This is a genomic window from Sphingobacterium puteale, from assembly GCF_050986225.1.
GTDB lineage: Bacteria > Bacteroidota > Bacteroidia > Sphingobacteriales > Sphingobacteriaceae > Sphingobacterium > Sphingobacterium puteale.
Map to the genome: position 1 here is coordinate 6,601,062 of NZ_CP158959.1, position 25,242 is coordinate 6,626,303.

The 25,242-nt window shown below is 40.7% G+C and carries 23 protein-coding genes and 1 tRNA gene; 11 read left to right on the top strand and 13 right to left on the bottom strand.

The features are described from left to right. Positions 1 to 17: 17 nt before the first annotated feature. The 3 genes from ABTV71_RS27320 to ABTV71_RS27330 all read right to left on the bottom strand — a co-directional run bounded on the left by ABTV71_RS27320 (position 18) and on the right by ABTV71_RS27330 (position 1,994). Positions 18 to 809, bottom strand: coding sequence for a TPM domain-containing protein (locus ABTV71_RS27320; protein WP_245971233.1), 792 nt, complete (start codon positions 807 to 809; stop codon positions 18 to 20). A gap of 20 nt (positions 810 to 829) precedes the next feature. Next, positions 830 to 1,258: a TPM domain-containing protein gene (locus ABTV71_RS27325; protein WP_317125718.1), complete on the bottom strand. Its 429-nt coding sequence runs from the start codon at positions 1,256 to 1,258 to the stop codon at positions 830 to 832. A gap of 157 nt (positions 1,259 to 1,415) precedes the next feature. Beyond that, a complete protein-coding gene (locus ABTV71_RS27330) occupies positions 1,416 to 1,994 on the bottom strand; it encodes a LemA family protein (RefSeq protein WP_108635100.1) in 579 nt (192 codons plus the stop codon). A 166-nt stretch (positions 1,995 to 2,160) separates the two neighbouring features. Here ABTV71_RS27330 and ABTV71_RS27335 point away from each other — a divergent pair, with 166 nt between their 5' ends. Continuing rightward, the gene (locus tag ABTV71_RS27335) at positions 2,161 to 3,705 is read left to right on the top strand and encodes an NAD(P)/FAD-dependent oxidoreductase (protein WP_433901721.1); all 1,545 of its coding nucleotides are present in this window, start codon (positions 2,161 to 2,163) and stop codon (positions 3,703 to 3,705) included. A 59-nt stretch (positions 3,706 to 3,764) separates the two neighbouring features. Continuing rightward, positions 3,765 to 3,837: transfer RNA gene (locus ABTV71_RS27340), tRNA-Gly, on the top strand. 52 nt (positions 3,838 to 3,889) lie between these two features. Here the strand turns inward: ABTV71_RS27340 and ABTV71_RS27345 are convergent. The 4 genes from ABTV71_RS27345 to sufB form a co-directional block, all read right to left on the bottom strand. Next, a complete protein-coding gene (locus ABTV71_RS27345; protein ID WP_121121281.1) occupies positions 3,890 to 5,113 on the bottom strand; it encodes an MFS transporter in 1,224 nt (407 codons plus the stop codon). 420 nt (positions 5,114 to 5,533) lie between these two features. Further along, positions 5,534 to 6,841: a Fe-S cluster assembly protein SufD gene (gene sufD / locus ABTV71_RS27350; RefSeq protein WP_433901722.1), complete on the bottom strand. Its 1,308-nt coding sequence runs from the start codon at positions 6,839 to 6,841 to the stop codon at positions 5,534 to 5,536. Positions 6,842 to 6,901: 60 nt separating this feature from the next. Beyond that, on the bottom strand, positions 6,902 to 7,660 hold the full coding sequence (gene sufC, locus ABTV71_RS27355) for a Fe-S cluster assembly ATPase SufC (RefSeq protein WP_433901723.1): 759 nt from the start codon (positions 7,658 to 7,660) through the stop codon (positions 6,902 to 6,904). 63 nt (positions 7,661 to 7,723) lie between these two features. Then, a complete protein-coding gene (sufB, locus tag ABTV71_RS27360; RefSeq protein WP_433901724.1) occupies positions 7,724 to 9,175 on the bottom strand; it encodes a Fe-S cluster assembly protein SufB in 1,452 nt (483 codons plus the stop codon). Between the two features lie 330 nt (positions 9,176 to 9,505). Here sufB and ABTV71_RS27365 point away from each other — a divergent pair, with 330 nt between their 5' ends. Together ABTV71_RS27365 and ABTV71_RS27370 are read left to right on the top strand one after the other, a co-directional pair. Continuing rightward, positions 9,506 to 9,976, top strand: a complete 471-nt coding sequence (locus tag ABTV71_RS27365) for an Lrp/AsnC family transcriptional regulator (protein WP_028071042.1) — start codon at positions 9,506 to 9,508, stop codon at positions 9,974 to 9,976. 13 nt (positions 9,977 to 9,989) lie between these two features. Beyond that, positions 9,990 to 11,063, top strand: a complete 1,074-nt coding sequence (locus ABTV71_RS27370; RefSeq protein ID WP_433901725.1) for a DUF6695 family protein — start codon at positions 9,990 to 9,992, stop codon at positions 11,061 to 11,063. Here the strand turns inward: ABTV71_RS27370 and ung are convergent. Continuing rightward, the gene (gene ung / locus ABTV71_RS27375) at positions 11,060 to 11,734 is read right to left on the bottom strand and encodes a uracil-DNA glycosylase (RefSeq protein WP_121121029.1); all 675 of its coding nucleotides are present in this window, start codon (positions 11,732 to 11,734) and stop codon (positions 11,060 to 11,062) included. The two genes, ABTV71_RS27370 and ung, sit on opposite strands and share 4 nt — an antisense overlap. A 232-nt stretch (positions 11,735 to 11,966) precedes the next feature. On the opposite strand from ung, the gene ABTV71_RS27380 reads away from it, so the two are divergent. Then, on the top strand, positions 11,967 to 12,506 hold the full coding sequence (locus ABTV71_RS27380) for a tetratricopeptide repeat protein (protein WP_108634647.1): 540 nt from the start codon (positions 11,967 to 11,969) through the stop codon (positions 12,504 to 12,506). 81 nt (positions 12,507 to 12,587) lie between these two features. Here the strand turns inward: ABTV71_RS27380 and ABTV71_RS27385 are convergent, their stop codons facing one another. Both ABTV71_RS27385 and ABTV71_RS27390 read right to left on the bottom strand, forming a co-directional pair. Then, the gene (locus ABTV71_RS27385) at positions 12,588 to 13,052 is read right to left on the bottom strand and encodes a hypothetical protein (RefSeq protein WP_121121031.1); all 465 of its coding nucleotides are present in this window, start codon (positions 13,050 to 13,052) and stop codon (positions 12,588 to 12,590) included. A gap of 68 nt (positions 13,053 to 13,120) precedes the next feature. Further along, on the bottom strand, positions 13,121 to 13,603 hold the full coding sequence (locus ABTV71_RS27390) for a DUF4293 domain-containing protein (RefSeq protein WP_121121033.1): 483 nt from the start codon (positions 13,601 to 13,603) through the stop codon (positions 13,121 to 13,123). Positions 13,604 to 13,846: 243 nt separating this feature from the next. Between ABTV71_RS27390 and ABTV71_RS27395 the strand changes: the two genes are divergently transcribed. Further along, positions 13,847 to 14,365, top strand: coding sequence for a hypothetical protein (locus ABTV71_RS27395; protein WP_433901726.1), 519 nt, complete (start codon positions 13,847 to 13,849; stop codon positions 14,363 to 14,365). 3 nt (positions 14,366 to 14,368) lie between these two features. Here ABTV71_RS27395 and ABTV71_RS27400 read toward each other — a convergent pair whose 3' ends face one another. From ABTV71_RS27400 to ABTV71_RS27410, 3 genes are all read right to left on the bottom strand, one after another. Beyond that, positions 14,369 to 16,132 (bottom strand): ABC transporter ATP-binding protein, encoded by a 1,764-nt coding sequence (locus ABTV71_RS27400; protein WP_433901727.1) that lies wholly within the window; start codon positions 16,130 to 16,132, stop codon positions 14,369 to 14,371. An 8-nt stretch (positions 16,133 to 16,140) separates the two neighbouring features. Next, positions 16,141 to 16,896, bottom strand: coding sequence for a tRNA pseudouridine(38-40) synthase TruA (truA, locus tag ABTV71_RS27405; RefSeq protein ID WP_433901728.1), 756 nt, complete (start codon positions 16,894 to 16,896; stop codon positions 16,141 to 16,143). 295 nt (positions 16,897 to 17,191) lie between these two features. Further along, positions 17,192 to 18,493, bottom strand: coding sequence for a UDP-N-acetylmuramoyl-tripeptide--D-alanyl-D-alanine ligase (locus tag ABTV71_RS27410; RefSeq protein WP_433901729.1), 1,302 nt, complete (start codon positions 18,491 to 18,493; stop codon positions 17,192 to 17,194). A gap of 182 nt (positions 18,494 to 18,675) precedes the next feature. Between ABTV71_RS27410 and ABTV71_RS27415 the strand changes: the two genes are divergently transcribed. The 5 genes from ABTV71_RS27415 to ABTV71_RS27435 all read left to right on the top strand — a co-directional run bounded on the left by ABTV71_RS27415 (position 18,676) and on the right by ABTV71_RS27435 (position 25,233). Then, the gene (locus ABTV71_RS27415) at positions 18,676 to 18,966 is read left to right on the top strand and encodes a hypothetical protein (protein ID WP_433901730.1); all 291 of its coding nucleotides are present in this window, start codon (positions 18,676 to 18,678) and stop codon (positions 18,964 to 18,966) included. Positions 18,967 to 19,064: 98 nt separating this feature from the next. Next, positions 19,065 to 20,735 carry a glycoside hydrolase family 28 protein gene (locus ABTV71_RS27420; protein ID WP_433901731.1) on the top strand — a complete coding sequence of 557 codons (1,671 nt, stop codon included), beginning with the start codon at positions 19,065 to 19,067 and terminating at the stop codon, positions 20,733 to 20,735. A gap of 7 nt (positions 20,736 to 20,742) precedes the next feature. Beyond that, positions 20,743 to 22,659 (top strand): glycoside hydrolase family 88/105 protein, encoded by a 1,917-nt coding sequence (locus ABTV71_RS27425; protein ID WP_433901732.1) that lies wholly within the window; start codon positions 20,743 to 20,745, stop codon positions 22,657 to 22,659. A 4-nt stretch (positions 22,660 to 22,663) separates the two neighbouring features. Beyond that, complete coding sequence (pelA, locus tag ABTV71_RS27430) at positions 22,664 to 23,701, top strand: pectate lyase (protein WP_121121048.1); 1,038 nt, start codon at positions 22,664 to 22,666, stop codon at positions 23,699 to 23,701. Positions 23,702 to 23,715: 14 nt separating this feature from the next. Then, on the top strand, positions 23,716 to 25,233 hold the full coding sequence (locus ABTV71_RS27435; RefSeq protein WP_433901733.1) for a tagaturonate reductase: 1,518 nt from the start codon (positions 23,716 to 23,718) through the stop codon (positions 25,231 to 25,233). Positions 25,234 to 25,242: the final 9 nt, after the last annotated feature.

Genomic DNA, 25,242 nt, shown 5'->3' on the forward strand with positions numbered 1-25,242 from the left:
ATTATTTAGCAAAGTTGTTACCAACGTCCCGAGGCACCACCACCACCAAAATCACCACCGCCAAATCCACCGAATCCACCACCGGAACCGCCGCCAAATCCACCGCCGCCGCCACGACTACCACCACCTAGACCATTAAGCAATGTCCACCAGAAAATATCTGAAGAACCACGGCCGTTCATCACACGGCCGCCGCCTTTTCCTCCGCCACCGCGATTCGAAAACATCACGACAAGAAATATCACGACAATAATGACAAATATGATGGATCCCGATCCACCGCCGCTAGGCTGTTTGGGATCAGCTTTATATTCACCCTTGGCATAGGAAATCAGGGAGTTCGTCGCTTTGTCAACTCCACCGTAATAATCCCTCTGGCGGAACGCCGGTTTGATATCATTCTCTATAATACGATAAGCGATCGCATCTGGTACCGCTCCTTCAATCCCATAGCCGGTCTGAATCGTAACAGCCCGATCGCCCAATGCTGCCAGCAATAGAATACCGTTATTGTATTTTTTATTACCGACCCCCCACTTCTTCGCCAGACGGACAGCGTAATCTGAAATATCATATCCTCCCGTGGAGTTCATCATAACCACAGCGATCTGTGTAGATGTAGAATCTTCAAATGCCAGCAGCTTTTGTTCCAATTGCTGCTTTTGACTGGCAGTCAGTGTATTAGTATAATCATTTACAAGTCTATTCGGTGCCTCCGGAAAATCCTGACCTATTGCTGTCATGAAAGTCAGTGCCCAAAGCAACATCACCATGACCGGAATCCGAACCCGGGAAAATAATTTCAACATAAGTTTTATTTTTTTATTGACTAGCGATCACCAAAAACTATATCATTTGGCAATTCATTGATATCGTCATGTTCACGGGGAAAGAATTTCGCCAATTGCTTGCCTGCATGTTCAATCCCTTTCACCAGTCCCTCCACAATTTTATCCATACGGAATTCCTCAACCATAAGATCTTTGGTGCAATTCCAAAAGCCCACTTCTACGCGTTGATCGATTCCCTTATCACCAATGATGGAAAATTTATGATCTTCCAATGCAATATAAATAAGAACCCCATTCTTCAGCACAGTTTTATGCATCCCTAATTTGGAAAAATAGTATGTTGCCCGGTCATGAACTTCATCCGGGCAGTGGTTTTCTATCACAACACGAATTTCTCCTGACGTCTCGTTTTCAGCCAGATTAATGGCGTGAACGACTCTTTCTTGCTCTTCTGCGTTTAAAGCCATAATATATTTTCATTTATGTTCACATTTAGCAGTCCGCCCCTTCGGCACTACTGCAATGCAAACATCTAACATAAAGCATTTTGTATAAAAAAATGGATGAAGGGCCATACGCAAGCCGCATCATCCATCATTTCGTCCATTTCTAACAAAGAAGTTATTAAAATGATACGGTAGGGGCCTTATCTGAACCAGGGGCAGCAGTAAATGTACCTTTGGCTTTAAATCCGAACATGCCCGCCATTAAATTATTTGGAAAGCTACGTACAGTCGTATTGAATTGCTGCACAGCTTCATTATAAGATCTACGTTCCGTCGAAATACGGTTTTCCGTACCTTCCAATTGCGCTTGCAATTCCAAAAAGTTTTGATTTGCCTTTAAGTCCGGATAGGCCTCTACCGAAGCTAACAGACGGCTCAAAGAACCACTGAACTGATCTTGTACTTTCTGGAATTTAGCAATATTCTCCTCCGATAAATCATCCGCATTGATGGTAACCGACGTTGCCTTAGCGCGCGCTTCAACCACGGCAGTTAATGTGCTTTCTTCATGTTTCGCGGCACCTTTTACAGTGTTTACCAAGTTTGGAACCAGATCAGCCCTACGTTGGTAAGCATTTTCAACCTGTGCCCATTTCCCTTTGACATTCTCATCTTGAGAAACCATCGTATTGTAACCACATGAGTTTAATGATACTAATGCAAATAAACCGCATAGGGCTACTAAAAATCTTTTCATTTTCATTGTTAAAAGAATTAAATACTATTCAAATTATATGGATACACTATCAAAGCATATACCAAGCTCCTACTAAGATAAGAATATTTTTATTTCCAAATCGGCAAACAACCAATATTACGTAACTTTGTGGTGGTTTTGGGATAAAAACCCAGCCCTTTATCTTATGCAAAAAGAAATTGAAATTGCTATCCTTCCCGAAAAAATCGAAGATGAGCAATATATTCTACAAGAAGGTGTAAAAGCATTGCGCCTAAAACCACAACAGGTCAAAGGATTTAAAATTCGTAAACGTTCTATTGACGCCCGCGGCAGACAGGTGGTTTATCGAGCAAGGGTCATTTTTTATATCGACGAACTCCCGTTACCAGAGATTTATGAAAACCACTTTAAATCTGTCCAGGATGGCAAGCCGGTCATTATCATAGGTGCTGGCCCTGCAGGTCTATTCGCGGCGATCCGCTGTATTGAACGAGGTCTCAAACCAATTGTCATTGAAAGAGGCAAAAAAGTTCAGGACCGAAGACGCGATCTTGCGAAACTAAACCGCGAAGGTATTGTAAACCCTGAATCCAACTACTGTTTTGGAGAAGGTGGTGCGGGAACTTACTCAGACGGCAAACTTTATACCCGCTCAAACAAAAGGGGGGACGTAGACAAGGTTCTCAAACTTTTTGTATCTCATGGAGCGACAACAGACATCTTAGTGAATGCCCGCCCCCATATCGGCACAAACAAGCTCCCTCATATTATTGAGGCGATGCGGGAAAGTGTGATCGAATTTGGCGGTGAATTTCTTTTCGACGAACGTGTAGATGATATATTGGAATCCTTTGGTCAGGTTCGTGGTGTAAAATTAGCCAGTGGGGAAGAAATCAAAGCTGATCATGTTATCGTGGCTACAGGTCACTCCGCAAGAGATATTTTTGAACTGTTTCATCGCAACAACTGGCTGATCGAAGCAAAAGCCTTTGCCCTAGGCGTCCGCATAGAACACCCACAGGCTATTATTGATCAGGCACAATACCATTGCCATGTCAGAAGTGAGCATTTACCGCCAGCCTATTATAGTCTGGTCGAACAGGTTAATGATCGTGGTGTTTTTTCATTTTGCATGTGTCCGGGTGGCGTTATCGCTCCCTGTGCAACAGATCGTGATGAAATTGTGGTCAACGGATGGTCCCCTTCCAAACGTAATAATCCACATGCCAATTCAGGCACTGTCATCCAGATCAACCTCGAAGATGTACCTAATGCCCTAAATGATCCCTTTGCTTTACTTGATTTTCAAAAGCAAATTGAACGCAGAGCTTTCGAGGTTGGTGGAGGAAGTCTTGTTGCCCCCGCACAACGAATGGTTGACTTCGTTGAGGGACGGGTCTCGATGGACCTACCGGAGAATTCGTACAAACCTGGGACATCTTCGGCAGACTTGCGAGAGGTTTTACCGACTTTTGTACATGAAGCCCTTCGGGGTGCCTTACCAATATTTGGAAAGAAGATGAAAGGGTATTATACAAATGATGCAATTTTGGTCGGTGTAGAATCGAGGACATCTTCACCCATACGTATACCGCGAAACAAAGAAAATCTGCAACACCCTCAGGTCAAAGGACTTTACCCTTGCGGGGAGGGAGCCGGCTATGCAGGGGGTATTATTTCGGCTGCTATAGATGGGATTAATTGTGTCGATGCAATTGATTTAAGTTAAGTTTTTTTACTTTTTCTCTTGCAGAATAAGAAGAAATGCCTTACTTTTGTAGCATCAACGCGAAAGTAGCTCAGTTGGTAGAGCACAACCTTGCCAAGGTTGGGGTCGCGAGTTCGAATCTCGTCTTTCGCTCTAAATAAAAAACGCTTCCAAAATTTGGAAGCGTTTTTTATTTGTGCTCAACTTACTTTTCCGTGCGCCCTAAACTCATAATTGATGCATTGAAAAAAGATAGCAGTCCCACCAATACAACAATAAGACCCGCAATAATAAATGCCGTCGCTACTCCGATCACATCTGCGATAAAGCCTGTAAAGAGAAGTCCTATCATACTTGGTAAAATGGCGATGCTAAAATAAAGCGAGAACACACGACCCAACATTTCCGCCGGCACCTGCTCTTGAATAATTGTCATAAATGAGGCCGAGAAAATGGACATTGAAACTCCGCCCAGGCCGGTCATAATGACAAAAGGAATAAACCATGTAGAGGGAAACCAACCTGATAGGGCAAATGTGAGTCCCAAAACAATATGCATACTATTAACCAATGCCACCTTGGACACCGACACTTTTGCAAGTCCCAGAAAGCTTCCTCCAATAAGCATACCTATCCCCCAAATAATCTCAATAATGCTCATTTCCCATTTGCCGCCACTATAATGACCAATGGTCAATAACGGAAACATGATCGCAACGGGCATAATACAGAAGGTCGCCACCATGGCATAAATAAATAACATTTTTAAGCCCTTATTATGATAGATCGCTCTCATTCCTTGCTTAAGATCTTCCAAAACGGCAGCAATCGAAGGCTTCACATCCGATCGGGAAAGATGTGGGATAGTTACAAAAAATAAAGATGTGATGGCCACCGCAGCACCAATGACATCCAGGTACAGCACTTGTGAAATCGGGAAATAACTAATTGCCAACGTCCCCAATGCAGGGCCTGCAATACTACTTACCGACTGTAGCATCTGATTAATACCTGAAACACGGAGTAATTTATCTTCCGGTACGAGAAGTGGCGCAATTGCCTGCATGGCTGGCGAGTGAAATGCTGAACCGATCGAACGACAAGCCATCAACAGATAAATCAGAAACATATTGGTACCATCGCTTTTGAGTACAAAGGTCATTCCTAATGTACAGAGTGCGATAAAGCTATCTGCAAAGATCATGACTTTCTTTCTATCCCACCGATCAATATAAACACCAGCAAATGGTCCGATGATCGCTTGTGGCAATAAACCTGCGATTGCAGCAAAAGCCAATACTTCAGCAGACTTGTGCGTCAAACTCAACCATATCATGATCGAAAAGTTGACCGCTGAACTGGACAGTAAAGAAATAAATTGTCCAATCCATATATAACTATAGGTACGAAACCAGTTATTTTTTTCCATAAAATTTTAAATAAAAAATACAACAGGTGCATGATCAAGAATGATCAGCACAATAAAATAAAACGTTTATGACACCTACCTAATCAGCAAATGAAAATAGAGGATCGCGCGCCGAGTATCAGACCTGTCAAAGCTGCAAGTAGATACCTCAGAGAGCAACAATCCATTCATTAAACGAACAGGTGTGTCCAATGGAGAATTTAAAAACGTAAATGAGCTATAAAACCCAAGGTTTATAAGCGTAAGCTGTATATAAAGACATGTTCATAATGGTACAAAAGTAGGAGAAAAGAAACAAAAACACAACTCCAAGGCTTCTACCTATTTCCACCGAATCTTTAAAGAGAAAACTTGATCAAAAAAATAGGCGTTTACCGGTTGGTAAACGCCTATTTATGTTTATAGTTTGTGTGATTTTATTTAGTTCGTTCTCAGACTTTCTTCCACAAGCTCTTCAACATATTTCCGAACAACCTCGTTTGAAAAACGGGTCGTTACATCAAATGCAAAGGCGTGAACAAGTAGGATACGCGCCGATTCCTCACCGATTCCGCGTGCCCTCAAATAAAATAAAGCTTCATTATCAAACTGACCGATCGTACATCCATGTGAACATTTCACGTCATCCGCAAAAATCTCCAGTTGGGGCTTGGTATACACCGCTGAATTATCCGACATCAGCATATTATTGTTCTGTTGGAAAGCATTGGTTTTTTGTGCATCTTCACGAACGAAGATCTTTCCGTTAAAAATAGCCGTAGATTTATCCTGTGTAATATTCTTATACCATTCGTAAGACTCACAATGTGGCTTAAGATGATCCACAACAGTGTGATTATCGACTAATTGATCTCCTGCAGTCAGGTTAATACCGTACAAATGACTTTCTACATTTTCAGCATCCAAACGCACATTAATATTATTGCGGATAAAAGATGCACCAGGGAAATTACAGTTGTAGTTATTGTAAAGGCTGTATTTTTCTTGGTATACTTCCGTATGATTAAAGTAACGGCTTACAGATTGAGCCACTTGAAGATAGTAATGTTGAACTTTAGCATTCTCTTTTACGACAATCTCCGAAACTTTATTATGCACATTGCTTGCGGCACCATCTGCCGTAATAAAGCTCTCGATCAGTTCAAGTTCAGCATTAGCTTCAACAATAACCAAATTCCGCGTTTGAGCAAAGAAATCTTCTTTCCCAGTCGCTACATGGATAATCTGAATTGGCTTATCAAGTACAACTCCTTTTTTCAAATGGATAAATACACCATTCGTAAAAGCAGCCGTATTAAGCGCCACCATGATATTATCGGACTTATCAGCATATTTTGCGAAATGTGCCTGAAATGCAGGTTCAGTAGCAGCGTCATCCATCGGAATAACAACAAGTCCTTTTACCTTTTCCAGTTCACTCACTGCCAATACATACTGGCCATTCACCAGAATAATACGGTAAGCATCCAAATTTGGGATCTCTCCCGCACTAAAATCCAAGCCCTCGATATCCACATCTACATCAAGCGCGTAAGGCTTATTTATAATACTGTGAATGTTTGTATATTTCCATTCTTCATTCTTAACTGTGGGAAAGCCTGCTGCTTCGAAACGTTCGAATGCTTGTTGACGTGCTTCCGTAAAGAAAGCAGGTCCGTCTGAAACACCTTGCTCTTTAAAAGCTCCCAACACTTGTTGAAGTAATGATTCTGAAACTAATGTACTCATGTTATTTTTTAATCAAATCGCCAAAATTCTCCTCTACTCCTATTTTACCGGTGTAAAAGATTAGGCGTTTTGTGTATCATATTCTTTTAACCAATCGTATCCTTTTTCTTCGAGCTCTAAAGCCAATTCTTTAGGGCCTGATTTCACGATACGACCATTGTATAATACGTGAACAAAATCTGGAACGATATAATCCAATAAACGTTGGTAGTGTGTGATGACAATAAAAGCATTGTCTTTAGAACGCAACTGATTCACACCATTTGCAACAATGCGAAGTGCATCGATATCCAAGCCTGAATCTGTCTCATCCAAAATCGACAATTTAGGATTCAACATCGCCAATTGAAAGATCTCGTTACGTTTTTTCTCACCACCGGAGAACCCTTCGTTCAAAGAACGGTTAGCTAAGTTGGCTGAAAATTCAACCAGCTTTTGCTTGTCTTTTACCATTTGTAAGAACTCTTTCGCTTCCATCGGAGGCAAACCTTTATATTCACGAATATCATTCACTGCTGTTTTCAGAAAATTGATATTCGAAACACCCGGGATTTCAACAGGATATTGAAACGCCAGGAACAGTCCCTCACGCGCACGATCCTCTGGAGAAAGATCCAATAAATCCACGCCATCCAAAAAAGCAGAACCTTCACTCACTTCGTATGATTCACGTCCGGCCAAAACATTACCTAAGGTACTCTTTCCAGCTCCATTAGGTCCCATAATAGCGTGAACTTCCCCTGCTTTAACTTCCAGGTTTAATCCCTTTAATATTTGTTTGTCTTCTACAGACGCATGTAAATTTTTAATGCTTAACATTTTATTCTTATTGAGTATTGAACGATAGGCCAGTATTAGCTAGCTTGCTCAATTATTTATTATCTATCCTACTGAACCTTCTAAAGAAATCGCCAATAATTTTTGTGCTTCCACAGCAAATTCCATCGGCAACTGATTTAACACCTCTTTAGCGTAACCATTAACAATTAACCCAACCGCTTTTTCGGAGTCAATACCGCGTTGGTTTAAATAAAACACTTGATCTTCACCAATTTTTGAAGTAGTTGCTTCGTGCTCTAATTTTGCAGTCTTATTACGGTTTTCGATATATGGGAATGTATGTGCACCACATCTATTGCCGATCAATAAGGAATCACATTGGGTAAAGTTTCGGGAGTTATCTGCATTAGGTCCGATTTTCACCAAACCTCTGTAACTATTATGGCTTTTTCCAGCAGAAATTCCTTTTGAAACAATTTTAGACTTCGTGTTTTTACCTAAGTGGATCATTTTTGTACCTGTATCAGCAACTTGGTAATTACGGGTCATCGCAACGGAATAAAATTCACCGATTGAATTATCTCCTTTTAGAATTACTCCCGGATACTTCCAGGTAATTGCAGATCCAGTCTCTACCTGAGTCCACGAAATCTTGCTGTTATCGCCTCTACAAATACCACGTTTCGTCACAAAGTTAAAAATCCCCCCCTTACCATCTTTGTCACCGGGATACCAGTTCTGTACAGTAGAGTATTTAATCTCTGCATCGCGTTCAGCGATCAATTCCACCACAGCAGCGTGTAGTTGATTTTCATCACGCATAGGTGCAGTACAACCTTCCAGATACGACACGTAGGCCCCTTCGTCCGCAACGATTAATGTACGTTCGAACTGACCTGTATTTTGTGCATTAATACGGAAATAAGTTGACAACTCCATCGGACATTTCACGCCCTTCGGAACATAAACAAATGATCCATCCGAAAACACGGCAGAATTTAACGCAGCATAAATATTATCTGTCTGGGGAACCACTGTTCCCAAATATTTCTTTACGAGATCAGGATGCTCTTGTACGGCTTCGCCAAATGAACAAAAGATTACCCCTTGCTCCTTTAGCTTCTCACGGAACGTTGTCTTTACCGATACCGAATCAAAGACCGCATCAACAGCTACCACACCGGCCAAAATCTTTTGCTCATCCAAAGGAATACCCAACTTTTCAAATGTAGCAATTAATTCAGGATCAACTTCGTCCATAGAATTCAATTGGGGTTTTGCCTTTGGGGCAGCATAATAAGATAGATCTTGAAAATCAATCTCTGGAGCTCTGAAATTTTGCCAAGTAGGCATCTTTAACGTCAAGAAATGACGAAAAGCTTTCAATCTCCACTCCAATAACCATTCAGGCTCATTCTTTTTTGCCGAAATGAAACGCACCGTATCCTCTGTAAGGCCTTTGGCTGCGATTTCCATTTCGATATCTGTCGTGAACCCGTATTTATATTCTTCGAGCTCCAGCTCTTTTAATAAATCGTCGTCTTTAGTACTCATATTTCGCTCTCACGGTTTAACTAATCGGGAGGGTCTAACCTCCGCACCTATCGAACTGCAAAGTTACAATTTCAAAGCCAATAAAATACATTTTATGTATCCTCAAACAGGTATTTTTAATAAAAAAATGACATTTATCACTTCATTTCATTGAAATGCGCACATTTCAAACGATTATGACAGTCAAATGATTTTAAATCAATTAAAATTATATCACAACATCTATTATATAAACAAAATCTATTTATCATCAATAATTTTGTTTATTTTTAAATTTCCAAATATAATTTTGTATATTTACAAATACTATTGATTATTAAGACTTAAGATATGCCGTTTGCACCAGACAAAACAGATTTAAAAATTCTTAAACTATTACAAGAGAATGGCCGTATTACCAATTTGCAATTAGCATCAAGTATCGGGCTCTCTCCTGCACCAACTTTAGAACGTGTAAGAAAACTTGAAAATTCGGGCTTTATCAAGAGTTATCATGCTTTTGTTGACGAAGAAAAATTAGGACTAGGCATAAAATCCTTTATACAGATCTCGCTGGATTTCCACACACACAACGCAATTCCAGAATTTGTTGCTGCCGTAAAAATGATCCCGGAGGTAACAGAGTGCCACCATGTCACCGGCAACTGCGATTTTATTCTCAAAGTTTACGTAAAAGACATAAAAGCCTATGAAGGTGTTATCATGGAAAAGATTGCCAAGATTCCTTTTGTAAAGACATTTCAAACTATGATGATTATGTCCACAAGCAAAAAGGAACCGATCATTCCATTAGAATACTAAAAAAGAAAAGCCTATGAAAAAATCATCCGAATATCAGGATCTCGCAATGATCCTTGCCTGGCCTGACGCTACGATCCGTGGTGACGAAGCATGGATGATGTTTTTCAAGAGAATAGGTCTTGTTAAAAATCTAAACTTTAAAGTCGGCCACACGGGCATTGTCCTTATCGAACGTAATACAGGCAGACTTTGTTTCTACGATTTTGGCCGGTATATCGCCCCAAGAGGATACGGGAGAGCACGTTCAGAAGATTCTGATCCAAAATTAACGATTAAACTTAAAGCACAAATTGAACGAAACCACATCCTTAACCTGCCGGAAATTGTCCGGCATTTTGAAGAGATGAAAGATGCCATGCAAGGAGTCGGCGATCTTTATTTTTCTATTGTCCCAAAAATAGATTTTTATCGCGCAAAAGCTTTTGCTGATCAATGGGTACGCCGGGGATCATATCCCTATGGCGCCGTAGCCTACAATAACAATAATTGCTCCCGATTTATCGTAAGACTCCTTATCCACGCCTCCAATAAGTTTCATTTCTGGCATCCAATCAATTTCCCGGAAACCATAAAAGCAAGCCCAATGAGCAATATAGTAAACTCTTGCTCCGACGGGTTGATCTATAAATATACGACATCAGGTGGCCTGCAACGTATAAAAATGGGGCGATTCACATCATTGCTATTCCTGCTTAAAAAACTAAGGAGTAATATTTTGACTCGTTACGCCAAAACCTTACCTGAAGATATTACAATTGGCGGAATGCTGCAGAAAGATAAACCCTGTCACCTCCCAGCCAGCGCACAGTACTTAGGCGGTGTCGGCGAAGGAGCTTGGTTCCACATAGACCCCATTAGTGCGAATCGGGCAATCATACATCGATTCACGCAACAAGGAGAGCATGAATATAGTGTTCTGGGCGAAATGAACCAGCCCATAGATTTTGAAAGTTCTTATCAGATCACCTACGACAGCCACTTTCTATTCAGTCATCTACGACAAAATAAGAATATCATTCGAGTCAAACATATCCATATTTTGGCGATTGGAGAAACAGGCATTGCTGCCCGAGACAAATATGCTTAAGCCAAACGCCAATCAATAGGAGCCTTACCATGTTCCACCAAATATTGATTGGCCTTTGAAAAGTGTCTGCTCCCAAAAAAACCCCTGTAAACAGAAAGCGGAGACGGATGCACGGCTGTCAAAATAAGATGCTTATGCTTGTCAATCAATGCACTTTTCTTTTGTGCGTAGCTGCCCCAAAGCAGGAAAACTACATGCTCACATTGTTCAGAAATTGCATATATAATACTGTCCGTAAAAACTTCCCAGCCTCTCTTCTGATGCGAACCGGCCAAATGCGCCCGCACAGTCAGCGTCGCATTAAGTAACAACACACCCTGTTTCGCCCACGCTGTCAGGTCGCCCGATCGCGGTTCCGTAAATCCATCGATATCATCCTGCAATTCCTTAAAAATATTTTTTAAAGAAGGTGGTGGCATGATCCCCTCCGGCACTGAAAAAGACAATCCATGTGCCTGACCATCGTTATGATACGGATCTTGCCCTAGAATAACAACTTTAACATTTTGGAGCGGAGTCAGCTTAAATGCGTTCATCACCAGATCAGCAGGCGGAAACACTTTTGTTTGTTGCCGTTCTTGCTGTACGAAGGCAGACAATTGTTTCATATAAGGCTGACTGAACAAAGGTTTCAGTACTGGTGCCCAAGAATCATCATATAGCTTTTCCATAAACCAAACTTAGAAAAAGTTGTATGCAATGGCAAATTTATTCCCCTATCCCAATTCATAAAACACGAACGACAGCCGTATAATTGTTTAGCATAGGATCGTTTTGAATATCTATAGGGATGGGAAATACATAATTTTACAAAATAACCACTTGAACGGGTTGCTTAAACGCCGAAATTAACGGATATTTGCAGAATTAAATTGAACACAAATATTTTTTAAACAAAGATTTATGTCAAATCTCGTTAGAATCATCATTTGCAGTGCATTGCTGATTGGGACAGTTGCTTTATTTTGGACAGGAAATTGGGGATGGGGAATACTGGGCATCTTGATCACAATTCTTGGTTTTGTTACTGTATTTTTTCATGAATACATGCTTATCGCGCAATGGTATATGCGCAAACAAGATATGGCCGCGGCCGAAAAATGGTTAAAGAAAATCACGAATTATGAAAAACAATTAATCCCGCAACAACATGGTTATTATAACATGTTAATCGGTTTGATTGAATCTCAACGCGCGCCAATGCAGTCTGAGAAGTATTTCAAAAAAGCACTCGCACTCGGGCTTCATATGGATCATAATATTGCCTTGGCAAAATTAAGCTTAGCAGGTGTAGCGATGGCAAAACGCAATAAACGTGAAGCCGAGAAATTACTTCAGGAAGCTAAGAAAGCAGACAAAAACAAACTGTTAGCTGATCAAATAAAAATGATGAAAGATCAGATGGGCATGTTAGACAAACAACAGATCCGATACAATAGATAAGAAATAAATTTCAAAAAGCTAAAAAAGTGCTGAATCTTCAAAGATTCCAGCGCTTTTTCTATTTTACATCCGTCCAATCAACTATTTACTCAGCAAGATAGGTACTTCCAAAAACTTACCTTCTTCCTCGCTACTCTCAAAAACAAGCTTGATACTAATAGGCTTATCGGTCTTCTTCCAGTCTTTCACAATTACTTGGATATCTACAGGTTTATCCTCCTCAAGTAAGTAATGCAAATAGTTCTGTTTATCTTCAAAGTTAATCCGGACATTTCCCATCTGAATTGAGGAGAAAAAATGTGGCTGCTTTTTTTGATCCAGAATCTGTGTGGAGAAAGTATTCATTTTATACTCCCGAGGATCTGTACTATAGGATATCGCGAATAAGTTAATAACCAGCTCATTTGTCGTCTTATCCACACGAAAGTCTTTTAAATCGAATTGAATATCATCAACCACCAGTAACGAATCTACAGATTGCGCTTGCGTCGTGCCAGCAATAAAAAGAAAAAGCAGGATAACAGCACAATGGAAAAATTTAGTCATATTATTATATTATTTAAAAAGCCACGCTAACCGTGGCTTCAATCTAGTAAAGATCTATTGAAATCAAATTATGCACGCAAACGGTCGGCTGAGCGAATCAGTTTTTCATCCCGGCGTACTCCGCCCAATGCCAGCGCACAAAAAATAATTGATATTGGCAGCAAAAAGAAACCTACCCCGATATTCCCTGCTCCTAGGAACTGACCAACCGTAGCAAGATGTGTACTTGCGGATGAATAAAGCCAAATTGCGAAAAAGATAATTGCAACAATCTCTACCCATATCAATAAAAGCTGAACCTTACGCTGTTTAAATTTAAATATGGTGAAAATCGGAAGCAATCCCAACAGCGCCGTCACAATGGTCTGCAGGATATAACCGAATCCACCTTCATGAACCGGCTGTCCAGCAGCAACACCATAAACACCTGTCACCTTCACATTTTTTCCCAAACCGACTAAATCACTGTAATTTACATAAGGGAATAAAAATAAGCCGAATATAATTAGTCCTGCCACTAATAAATAAACAGTTTGGATACGTTGAATCATATTTTAATTTTTGTATATCAACAAATATAATAAGCTTTCTTTCTATTTAGAAATCAGAACAATCGAAAGGGCTATTTTGTTGCAAATTTTAGAATGTATCATGCCAAATGTTTGTTGAAATCCGTTAAAGCGATCTTCTTTCCAATAACCGGAAGTAGCACCGACTCCTTTTAGTATATTGATACCGGTTAGCTCATGGAGTTCTTTTCAGAAAGCATTATCTTTGCACAAAATTAAAAGATCATGCTATATATATATGGTGCAACAGCGCATGCAAAAACTGCTGTAGATGTAGCCGAAGATTTGGACATCGAAATCGGAGGGCTTATTGACAAGTCATTGCTGATCGAGGATGTATTCGATTATGAGGTCCAACTTCATCATCAAGTTAAAGATGCTGCAGAAAATTTCTTTGTTGCCGTTAAAAATCCGGGGCTACGCGAAAGGATCGTATCCGAAAATCCAGATTGGAATTTTCAGTCCTTAATTCACCCGAAAGCCTATGTCTCCAAAAGGGCTGAAATTGGCGAAGGATGTATTGTTCTTCCCGGAGCAACGATAGCCCCCGATGTACAGATTGGCAACCATTGTATCATCTCCGGATCGGCAGTCATTGAAAGCAACACCATTATTGAAGATTTCGTAAACATCGGACCAAATGTTTCCATCGGTGCCAACGTACTGGTAGGCCGAGGCTCAGAAATCAAAGCCAACACCCATATCGAGGACGAAGAGACCATCCCCAAAGAGAGTGTCGTTTAAGGATTAAATTCCCGCCGAGTGAAACTGTAGATCGTACAGTTTTTTGTAGTAACCTTCAAAAGACAAAAGCTCTTGGTGTGTTCCAATTTCTTTTATTTCCCCCTTGTCCAAAACAATGATCTTGTCTGCCTTCTGAATGGTGGACAAGCGGTGGGCAATAACAATCGAAGTTCTTCCCCGCATTAAATTGTCGATCGCACTTTGGATCATTTCCTCAGTTTCGGTATCTACGGAGGAGGTAGCTTCATCCAAGATCAGGATTCTGGGGTCATGAACCAGCGCCCGAATAAAAGAAATTAATTGTGCCTGCCCAGCAGACAATGTTGCTCCTCTTTCCTTCACGTCGTAATCATATCCACCGGGAAGCCGCATAATAAAGTCATGTGCGCCAACTTCTTTGGCCGCTTCGATAACTTGTTCCCTCGAAATTGAAGGATCACCCAATGTAATGTTATTGATGACAGTATCCGAGAAAAGAAACACATCCTGCAACACCGTAGCAATGGTATTTCTCAAATAATCAAGATCGTATTCGCGAATATTTGCACCGTCCAGGAGGATTTCACCTTTATTGATCTCGTAAAACCGACTAAGAATATTGATTGTGGACGATTTACCAGCACCGGTAGCACCGACCAAAGCCAATGTCTCGCCAGGTTGTACACTAAAATTGACATCCCTCAGTACCCAGCTTTCATCGTTATAAGCAAACCAAACATGCTTAAATGTAATTTCCCCTTTAATATGGTCTGGTTTTAATGTACCCAAATTAGGAGTCATCTCATTGGTATCCAGCACTTCAAAAATGCGTTCAGCACTCACCATACCCATTTGAAGCGTATTAAACTTATCAATAAGTTCCCGAATAGGCCTAAAAATCATATTGATATACATAATAAAGGCTACAACTACACCGGGTGAAATCACATCGCCCATGATCTGTTTGGCTCCAAACCACACCAACAAGCCTAAGGAAATTGCCATGATAATTTCCAAAACTGGAAAAAAGATAGAGAAATACCAGTTGGTACGAATATGTGCGTTCCGATGCTGCGCGTTAATTTCTTTGAATTTATCCATTTCCTGCTTTTCACGCGCAAAATATTGAATAATACCGACTCCAGTGATATGCTCCTGTAAAAAGGTATTCAAATTAGACACCCATTTCCTAACATCGATAAAGGCAGCTTTCATCGCTTCTTTAAATACATAGGTTGCAGCAATCATCAAAGGCATGGGAATAAGTACGATTAACGTTAATTTCCAATCCGAATAGAACATAACGCCCAATATCACCGCCAACTGCAGAAGATCGCCAATAATCTGAATCAATCCCTCCGAGAAGATATTGGAAAGTGTTTCCAAGTCAGATATCGTCCTTGTAATCAACTTTCCTAAAGCGGTGCGGTCAAAATACTTAAGACGCAGCTGTACAATGTGATTAAACACCTGGATGCGAATGTCCCGGATAACAGACTGTCCCAGCGTATTTGTCATAAGGGTATGATAATAACGAATCAGGGTCTGCACCACGACCAATGCCAGCATGGCTATGAGCATATAGGACAATCCCCCCGTATCAAAATTTAAGATATAGTTGTCTAGCGTATGCTGGATAAGCATCGGTAGCGCCGGGGCCACTGCCGCCAATAGTATTGTTAAAACCACGGATATCCAAAATGTGACATGATAAGGTCGCATATAGCGACTCATACGCCGCAACAAATTGACATCGTAGGTTTTGCCTGTTATTTTATCTTGACTCACGTTATTATTTATATATAAGGGTAAGCTACTTCTGTTAAATACAATCCTTGCGCCGGGACGGATACCCCAGCCTTGCCGCGACTTTTGCTTTTGATCACTTCCTGCATAAAGGAAGCCGGTTTGCCCTTCAGTCCGATCTCCAGCGAAGTACCTACGATCGCACGAACCATGTTGCGCAAGAAACGATCTGCGGTGATATGAAATACCAGATCCTGTTCATCATGCCATAACCATTCTGCTCTACGAATATCACAAATATTTGTAAACACCTGCGTATGAGACTTGCTAAAGCATTCAAAATCTTGCTTACCCAATAAAAATTGAGCAGCCTCGTTCATTCTGTCCACATCAGGGCGGTCACGCATGAAGCAGGAATAAGGATAAATAAACGGATCTTTATGAAAATGAAGGTGGTACTCATAAGATCTATGTGTCGCATCAAATCGGGCATGAGCATCATCAGCAACTTCAATCAGCCTCTTAACCGCAACGTCAAAGGGTAATAATGCATTAAGTGAATGAATAAAACGGTCAGGCTTTGTTAATATCCCTACAGCAGCGGCATCAAAATGAGCATACAGTTGCTTCGCATGTACCCCCGTGTCTGTCCTTCCCGCTCCAGTGGTCTCAATAGGTTCCCGTAACAATGTCGCCAATGCTTTGTTCAATACTTCCTGTACCGAAATCGCATTATTCTGAACCTGCCACCCATGATAAGATTGCCCAAAGTAGGCTATTTCTAAAAAAAAACGTCTTTTATCCATTATACGACACAAAGGTACATTTTTCAGAATGAGCTACATTTTCCCAAAGTATTATTTTGCTTATTTTGGTCAATATTTTAATCCTCAAATGACAAAACTTATAACAACCTTAGTTTTAATCAGGAAATTGCTCAAGTTTAAGTTGTTACCAAATTAGGCCTACTGCACGTTGAGTCCGCGTCGAGTGGCACATCAAGTCCGTCTTTTCAAGCGTACCTACGCAGGGGACGCCCCCATTGAAAGCCAGCAAAAAACGCGCCCTTAACACCTAGTTGATTTTAAGCAAAACAAAAAGCTATAATATATCTATCAGATTTTCAAAAGCCATACCCCGCGAGGCCTTTAATAATACCGTAGCTCCGATAATCGGTCTTTCTTTCAGGGCAGCCTTCGCCTCTAAGGTTGTTTCAAAAAATTCGGCGCCATCATTTTTATGTTCAAAAAATGCCTTTCCGACAAAAATTTTGCGATCAGCGAACATGCTTCCTACGTTATCCACGATTTTACGATGCTCTTCAAAAGATTCAGCACCAAGTTCAAACATGTCCCCCAAAATAACCGCTTTCTTGTTGGCCTCAATAATTCGGACATTATCCAAAGCAGCTGCCATACTGGTGGCATTGGCATTATAATAATCACAGATCACCGTGTTGTGGGGCGTTTTCATGATCTGTGAACGATTATTTGTCGGGGTATAGCTTTCAATACCCAAATTGATCTCCTTTGGCAAGATATCGAAATGTAAACCTACCGCTATTGCAGCCAAAAAGTTTTCTGTGTTGTATGAACCTGTAAGTTGCGTATCTATGATATAAGTCTGGGGGTCTCCTTTCGTCTTCCATGAGATCTGTAACAATGGAGTTGCTTTCAACAATTTACCAATGACATCATTGGTTTCGGAAAACCCATAAGTCACTATTTCAGCTATTTGCCGTGCCGCAGCCATTTCTCTTAAATGCGGGTTATCCGCCTGTAAAAAGAGTGTCCCCTGATGATCTTGCAACCAATCATACAGTTCACCCTTTGTTTTCTTAACACCTTCAAAAGAGCCAAAGCCTTCCAGATGCGCCTTTCCGACATTGGAGATCAATCCATGTGTTGGTTCAGCAATTTCACATAAAAACGCAATTTCACCTAAATGGTTGGCTCCCATTTCTATAATAGCGATTTCAATGGATCCATCAATGGCCAACAGCGTCAAAGGAACGCCAATATGGTTATTTAGATTTCCTTTTGTCGCATAAGTTTTATATTTCTGCGAGACAACGGAATACAATAATTCCTTTGTGGTTGTCTTTCCATTTGTGCCTGTTACACCGATAACAGGAATATTTAATTGTCTCCGATGATAATTCGCCAGATCCTGCAATGTCTTCAATACATCGTCAACCAAGATATACTGTTCGCTTTTTTTATAAATTTCCTCATCAATAACGACATACTTCGCTCCGATTTGGAGCGCCTGTTCTGCAAACGTATTCCCATTAAAATTTGCGCCCTTCAGTGCAAAGAATATACTATCCTTCTCAATCTTACGTGTATCTGTTGTAATATTTGGATACTGTTTATAAATCTGATATAACGATTGAATGTCCATGTTTAGAAATTTGTTGAACAAATATAACCATTCTGTCCGATTTCAAATCAACAGGGATGCACATCTCAAATATTTGGATCACAAACACAATCCCCGATAACGTTTGCGCATTTATTTTAATCAATTTTCTTTAACTAAGACTTTAATATTGGTAATTTCATTGACCAATTAAACAGTTTGGAATGCGGACGATTATACTTTCACTTTTTTCACGTTCTTTCTCTCTTCTTGCCCCAACAGCAAAAGAACAAGGTATCGTTGTTGGGAAAGATGGCTTCTGCAATTTCCAAATCATACAGGTATTGAATAAAAATCCGCTGTATTTAATAGAATATAGGAATAAACAACTTGGTCCTGTGTCACAAAATCGTGTCAAATGGGAACATCTTTTAATAGATGGAGCAGCTGATAGCCTTAATTCTCGGCTTGTATTCAAGGATTGGACACCAATCTTACATCTAATTGCTAAGTAATGACCGGTAACGTTTGCATAAGTTTTTCATCTAAGTTAGGAACAAAGAATGTACAATTGCTTTTACAAATAACCATTTTTAAACCAAAAATGTAAAAAATGAATTCGTTTAAAAAGCACTATTCCCGTACATTGAAACTTGCACTTGGACTGCTTCTCGTGCTGCCACAGCTGTGTATGGCTCAAGAACCTGCCCGTCCTATTATACAACAAGTCGAATTTAAGAAAGACACGTTAAGTATTAGCAATTATGGCGCTAAAGGTGACGGTCAATTTCTTAATACAGCGTCAATCAACCAAACCATCCGTACATGTAGCGAACGCGGTGGCGGTGTGGTACTGGTTCCAGCCGGAATTTGGCTGACAGGGCCTATTGAAATGCGAAGCAATGTAAACCTGCATCTCAAACGAGACGCCATCTTGCTTTTCACAAGGGACTTTGATCAATACAAGCTTGTTGAATCCAATTGGGAGGGTGAACCGGCTTGGCGCAATCAAAATCCAATATCAGGCAAGAACCTATATAATATTGCAATTACGGGCAATGGCATTATCGATGGCAACGGAGGTGCTTGGCGAATGGTCAAAAAAAGCAAACTTACAGCCTCCCAATGGAAAAATCTCGTTGCCTCAGGTGGCACAGTTGATGCCGCCAATGAGATTTGGTACCCCTCAGAAAGCTCACTAAAAGGTTCAAAAGAGAAGAAAGCAGGGGTAATTCGTCCGGGCACAACCATCGATGACTTCAAAGATGTCAAAGATTTCTTAAGGCCCAATCTTTTGGTATTTACAAACTGTAAAAAGGTATTATTGGAAGGCGTAACTATACAAAACTCCCCTGCATGGAATCTACATCCCCTATTATGTGAGGAGCTGACCTTACGAAAGCTCTCGATTCGTAACCCTTGGTATGGCCAAAATGGTGATGGTGTCGATGTCGAATCTTGCAAGAATGTCCTGATTGAGGACTGTACATTTGATGTTGGTGACGACGGCATATGTATCAAGTCAGGCCGGGATAAAGCTGGCCGTGACCGTGGCAAGCCAACCGAAAATGTAATCATTCGCAATAATGTTGTTTATCACGCACATGGTGGTTTTGTGATCGGAAGCGAGATGAGCGGTGGCGCCCGCAATATTTGGGTGGAAGACTGTTCATTTATCGGGACTGATATTGGACTTCGCTTCAAAACGACAAGAGGCCGTGGCGGAGTAGTAGAAAACATATTCATCAACAATATCAATATGATTGATATTCCCGGCGAGGCTATTCTATTTGACATGTATTATGCAGCAGTAGACCCCGTTCCTCTGGCTGGAGAAAAAAGATCTTCCGTAAAAACAGTAACACTTCCGGTTACAGAAGAAACTCCGCAGTTTAAGAACTTCTATATCAAAAATATTGCAGCAAAAGGAGCATCAAAAGGAATTTTCCTACGTGGTCTTCCTGAAATGCATATTCAGAACATCTGGATTGAGGATGCCACATTGGAAGCAAATAAGGGCATAGAAATCATTGAAGCTTCTCATATTAATTTAAAAAATATTGTATTAAAGACAACAGAAAACAATCCGTTGATCGCCATCAACAATAGCTCCGCGATAAATCTAGCTAATATCCAAGCATTGGATGCTCCAGAATTGTATATCAAGGTTGCAGGTGAGAAAAGCAGTGATATCCGTCTCTCGAATTCCAACACAAAAGCGGCTAAGGCTGTCAGTCAATTTATAGCGGGAAGTACGAAAAAATCCTTAACGATCAAAAATTAGGACCGTGATGAGAAAGTTATTTTTAATTCTTTTAAACCTTATAGCACTTGTTCCATTTTCAGGATTCGGCCAACAAAAACCTTTTTCTGAGCAGATGGCCAATACTGTACTTGAACAGCTTTATCCGGATTCCCTATTCAACAGGACCGACAAATTTCCGAAATGGTCATACGATATGGGGGTTATTTTTGAAGGTCTCACGGATGTATGGCGCAATACGGCAGACGCGACCTATTTTAATTATATGCAGACCCGCATGGATGCTTATCTCAGCATTCAGGATTCTATTAAGAACTATGATGCGCAAGATTTCAATATCGACAATATCAAAAATGGTACGGCACTATTAACGCTTTACAAAGTGACCGGTAAAGAAAAATACCTTAAGGCCTGCCACCAATTATATGCACAGCTCCAAAAGCATCCGCGAACTAAAGAAGGAGGTTTTTGGCATAAGAAAATCTATCCCTATCAAATGTGGCTGGATGGCTTATACATGGGACAACCTTTCTATGCAGAATATGCTAGCCTGATGAATATTCCTTCCGCCTTTGACGATATCGCCAACCAGTTTAGCTACATGGAAAAAAACGCCCGTGATGCGAAAACAGGCTTGCTGTATCACGGTTGGGATGAATCGAGAAAAGAACGTTGGTCTGACCCGAAAACAGGTTTGTCACCACACTTCTGGGCCAGGGGCATAGGCTGGTATGTGATGGCGCTTGTCGATGTATTGGACCATTTCCCGGAAGAGCATCCACGTAGACAAGAACTCATTGCGATCTTAAACAGAACGTTATCGGCAATCGTCAAGTATCAAGATGCCAAAACCGGTGTTTGGTATGATATTGTGGATTTAGGCACCAGAAAAGAGAACTACCTCGAATCCTCGGCTTCAAGTATGTTTGTCTTTGCATTGGCAAAATCATTGCGCAAAGGCTATATCCCGGTTTCATTTCAAAAAAGTCTGGACCGGGGTTATAAAGGGCTTGTGAAGGAGTTCATTACTCCAGCAGGAGAAAATCGTGTGAACCTTAACAAAACGGTCCAAGTATCTGGCTTAGGCGGGAAAAAATATCGTGACGGTAGCTTTGCGTATTATATGAGCGAACCCGTCATTACCAATGATCCCAAGGGAATCGGTGCTTTTATCCTTGCAGCATCAGAAGTTGAATTTGCGAAGGCACAAAAGGGTAAGAAACGGCATACTGTCACATTGGATAATTACTTCAACAACGAATATAAAAAGACAGTATCGGGTCAACTTACCCCCTATCACTATCTTTGGGATGGCGATGATAACAATGGATTTTCGCTATTGGGCAGGATATTTGAAAAAAACGGGGCCCAATTAAATACATTAAAGACAGCCCCTACACAACAGAATCTATCCAAATCCAACATTTATATTATCGTAGATCCCGATACAGAGAAAGAAACTGAACATCCACATTTCATGAATGAAACAGATGCCCAGCAGATTTCACGATGGGTTGAACAGGGCGGCGTACTCGTTCTTTTATTAAATGATAGCGGCAATTGCGAAATCGCGAAATTTAATACCCTCGCACAAAAGTTCGGCATTACATTCAATGAAGACAGTCGCAACCGTGTTAAAGGAAATGATTTCCAAACCGGGGCAGTTCTGATCCCGCAAGGTAATACAGTATTTCCAAATACATCCAAAATATATATCAAGGAGATTTCAACGTTACAAGTAAAAGCTCCGGCCCAAACATTGATTAAAGAGAAGGGTGATAACATCATTGCAACGGCGAAGTATGGAAAAGGAACCGTATTTGCAATTGGAGATCCTTGGCTGTATAACGAATATACAGATGGAAGAAAACTGCCTCAGGAATATGAAAATTTTACTGCAGCAAATGATTTAGTGCGCTGGTTAATCAAACAGATCAACAACTAGAACCATGAGAAAAATAGCTATCCTAAGTTTCATCGCGGTATCAGTGTTTCATCACCACTGCATCGGACAGTCGTTGCCGTCCAAAGATTCATTAGCAGAAAAGATGCTCATCTATCAACTACCAAATGGTGCATGGCCTAAACAGCTAGTCGACAAAAGTGTCGTCGACTACCAGCGGCCAATTACAAAAGAAATCCTGCAAAAGATTAAAAAAACAGCTATTGACCATGCCACGCTCGACAACAATGCGACAACCCGGGAAATAAATGGTTTGATCAAGGCTTTTAAGGATACGAAAAATCCGGCTTATCTGACCGCTGCGGAAAAAGGTATCGCATATATCTTATCGGCTCAGTATGAGAATGGGGGCTTTCCTCAATATTATCCGAATAAATCACTCTATAGAGCTGAGATAACTTACAACGATAATGTCATGATCAATGCGTTATTGGTGCTTTACAAAGTTGTCATTAAGCAAGACGGCTTTGAGTTTATCAACCCCATATTTGTGTCAAAAGCACAAACAGCAGTAGAAAAAGGCATAGCCTGTATCCTGAAGACACAGGTCATGCAAGACGGGAAAAGGAGTATTTGGGCTGCGCAATACGATCAGCACACTTTAGTCCCTGCTCAGGCCAGAAAATTCGAACCTGCTTCATTAAGTACGAGTGAATCTGTTGCCATCGTTCGGTTTCTGATGATGCAACCCGCGACGCCAGCGATCCAACAAGCTATTGAACAGGCCATACAATGGTTTCAGCAAAATGATATCGAAGGTTATCGTTTTGATCGCGTACAAAATAAGCTGACAAAGGAGTATGAGCGTAGGCTTGTGGCTGATAGTACTTCAACAATTTGGGCACGATTCTATGATCTGTTTGACAATCGCCCGCTCTTTGGAGATCGCGACAATACCGTCAAATACAATTTTGAGGACGTATCCGTAGAACGTAGGAATGGCTATGCCTGGTTCGGCAACTGGCCAGAGAAACTGATCGAAAAGGACTTTCCGAAATGGAAAAAACAATATAAAATTCAATAATAAATAGTTATCAGATGTTACTCACAAAACATACTATAAATACAATTGGTTCGGATCTGGTCAGTAAGCCTACCGAATCATCTTTCTCTTATCCAGAAAAGATTCTTCAATTCGGCACGGGCGTACTGCTCAGAGGCCTACCAGATTACTTTGTCCATAAAGCCAATCAACAAAGCCTGTTCTTTGGCAGAATCCTTGTTGTAAAATCAACAATTTCAGCCGGTGCTGATGCCTTCGAACAGCAAAACAACCTATATACATTAGCTATTAAAGGTATAGAAGACGGTGAGGAAATTTCACATTACGAAATCAACAATTCGATTTCACGTGTGCTGGCGGCCAACAAAAATTGGTCAGAGATATTAAAAAGTGCCGAAAATCCTGATCTTGAAATTGTCTTTTCCAACACCACAGAAGTTGGCATTGTCATGAGTGAAGATACTATCAATGACGCACCACCGGCTTCTTTTCCAGGTAAACTTTTAGCCATTTTATACCGGAGATTTGTTTACTTCAATGCCGACAAAAATAAAGGTTTAACCATTGTTCCGACCGAATTGATCACGGACAATGGCACTAAACTGAAATCAATAATAAGGGATCTTGCTGAGCTGAATAAGCTCCCGAAAGAGTTTTTGAACTGGCTTGATACCGCCAATGACTTTTGCAACACGCTGGTAGACCGTATTGTTCCTGGAGCATTGCCTTTAGCGGAATACACGAAAACCTGTACCTTACTGGGCTACGAAGATCAATTGATGATTATGGCCGAACCGTTTCGCTTGTGGGCGATAGAAGCTATTTCTGAACGTGTGCAACAACGGTTGTCATTTGCCTTGGCGGACTCAAATGTATTGCTGGTTCCTTCCATTGAAAAATATAAGGAAATCAAACTGAGGCTCCTTAATGGAACACATACATTAAGTTGTGCCCTTGCTCTTCTTGCGGGTTTCAATACGGTAAAGGAGGCTATGCAAAATGCAGCATTCAACCAATTTATACGACTTTTAATGCAAGATGAAATTGGTCCCGCAATTTTAAGCGACAGTATTTCAGTTGCGGACATCAACGATTTCTCATCCAAAGTAATCGATCGCTTTGCGAATCCTCATCTTGAGCACAAATGGGAATCCATTGCTTTAAATTACAGCTCAAAAATGGCGATGCGCAATATCCCACTGCTAAGAAAGTGGTATACAGCCCACCATGAAGCACCACAACTGTTTGCACTTGGATTCGCGGCTTATCTCTATCTATTAAAATCCAAGCTGGACGGCGATCAATATACGCAGGTGATCAATGGACGGACAATAATGCTCCAGGACGAATTGGCTCCAAGATTACATATGGCCTGGACCAATCCAGATAAACTTGTCCATACCGTGCTTTCAGATACGGATTTATGGGGGATCAATTTAACGGAGTTTCCTCATTTTGAAGAAACAGTCAACCAGAAATTACAGCAGATCATTGAAAAAGGAGCATTAAAAGCACTTGAAATTCCATCAGTTCTTGATAATAAAAAGGTATAAATAGCACTA

Bases quoted from the DNA above. Each gene is read 5' to 3' on its own strand.
- ABTV71_RS27320 (WP_245971233.1), bottom strand. From the start codon at position 809: ATGTTGAAATTATTTTCCCGGGTTCGGATTCCGGTCATGGTGATGTTG.
- ABTV71_RS27325 (WP_317125718.1), bottom strand. From the start codon at position 1,258: ATGGCTTTAAACGCAGAAGAGCAAGAAAGAGTCGTTCACGCCATTAAT.
- ABTV71_RS27330 (WP_108635100.1), bottom strand. From the start codon at position 1,994: ATGAAAAGATTTTTAGTAGCCCTATGCGGTTTATTTGCATTAGTATCA.
- ABTV71_RS27335 (WP_433901721.1), top strand. From the start codon at position 2,161: ATGCAAAAAGAAATTGAAATTGCTATCCTTCCCGAAAAAATCGAAGAT.
- ABTV71_RS27345 (WP_121121281.1), bottom strand. From the start codon at position 5,113: ATGGAAAAAAATAACTGGTTTCGTACCTATAGTTATATATGGATTGGA.
- sufD (WP_433901722.1), bottom strand. From the start codon at position 6,841: ATGAGTACATTAGTTTCAGAATCATTACTTCAACAAGTGTTGGGAGCT.
- sufC (WP_433901723.1), bottom strand. From the start codon at position 7,660: ATGTTAAGCATTAAAAATTTACATGCGTCTGTAGAAGACAAACAAATA.
- sufB (WP_433901724.1), bottom strand. From the start codon at position 9,175: ATGAGTACTAAAGACGACGATTTATTAAAAGAGCTGGAGCTCGAAGAA.
- ABTV71_RS27365 (WP_028071042.1), top strand. From the start codon at position 9,506: ATGCCGTTTGCACCAGACAAAACAGATTTAAAAATTCTTAAACTATTA.
- ABTV71_RS27370 (WP_433901725.1), top strand. From the start codon at position 9,990: ATGAAAAAATCATCCGAATATCAGGATCTCGCAATGATCCTTGCCTGG.
- ung (WP_121121029.1), bottom strand. From the start codon at position 11,734: ATGGAAAAGCTATATGATGATTCTTGGGCACCAGTACTGAAACCTTTG.
- ABTV71_RS27380 (WP_108634647.1), top strand. From the start codon at position 11,967: ATGTCAAATCTCGTTAGAATCATCATTTGCAGTGCATTGCTGATTGGG.
- ABTV71_RS27385 (WP_121121031.1), bottom strand. From the start codon at position 13,052: ATGACTAAATTTTTCCATTGTGCTGTTATCCTGCTTTTTCTTTTTATT.
- ABTV71_RS27390 (WP_121121033.1), bottom strand. From the start codon at position 13,603: ATGATTCAACGTATCCAAACTGTTTATTTATTAGTGGCAGGACTAATT.
- ABTV71_RS27395 (WP_433901726.1), top strand. From the start codon at position 13,847: ATGCTATATATATATGGTGCAACAGCGCATGCAAAAACTGCTGTAGAT.
- truA (WP_433901728.1), bottom strand. From the start codon at position 16,896: ATGGATAAAAGACGTTTTTTTTTAGAAATAGCCTACTTTGGGCAATCT.
- ABTV71_RS27410 (WP_433901729.1), bottom strand. From the start codon at position 18,493: ATGGACATTCAATCGTTATATCAGATTTATAAACAGTATCCAAATATT.
- ABTV71_RS27415 (WP_433901730.1), top strand. From the start codon at position 18,676: ATGCGGACGATTATACTTTCACTTTTTTCACGTTCTTTCTCTCTTCTT.
- ABTV71_RS27420 (WP_433901731.1), top strand. From the start codon at position 19,065: ATGAATTCGTTTAAAAAGCACTATTCCCGTACATTGAAACTTGCACTT.
- ABTV71_RS27425 (WP_433901732.1), top strand. From the start codon at position 20,743: ATGAGAAAGTTATTTTTAATTCTTTTAAACCTTATAGCACTTGTTCCA.
- pelA (WP_121121048.1), top strand. From the start codon at position 22,664: ATGAGAAAAATAGCTATCCTAAGTTTCATCGCGGTATCAGTGTTTCAT.
- ABTV71_RS27435 (WP_433901733.1), top strand. From the start codon at position 23,716: ATGTTACTCACAAAACATACTATAAATACAATTGGTTCGGATCTGGTC.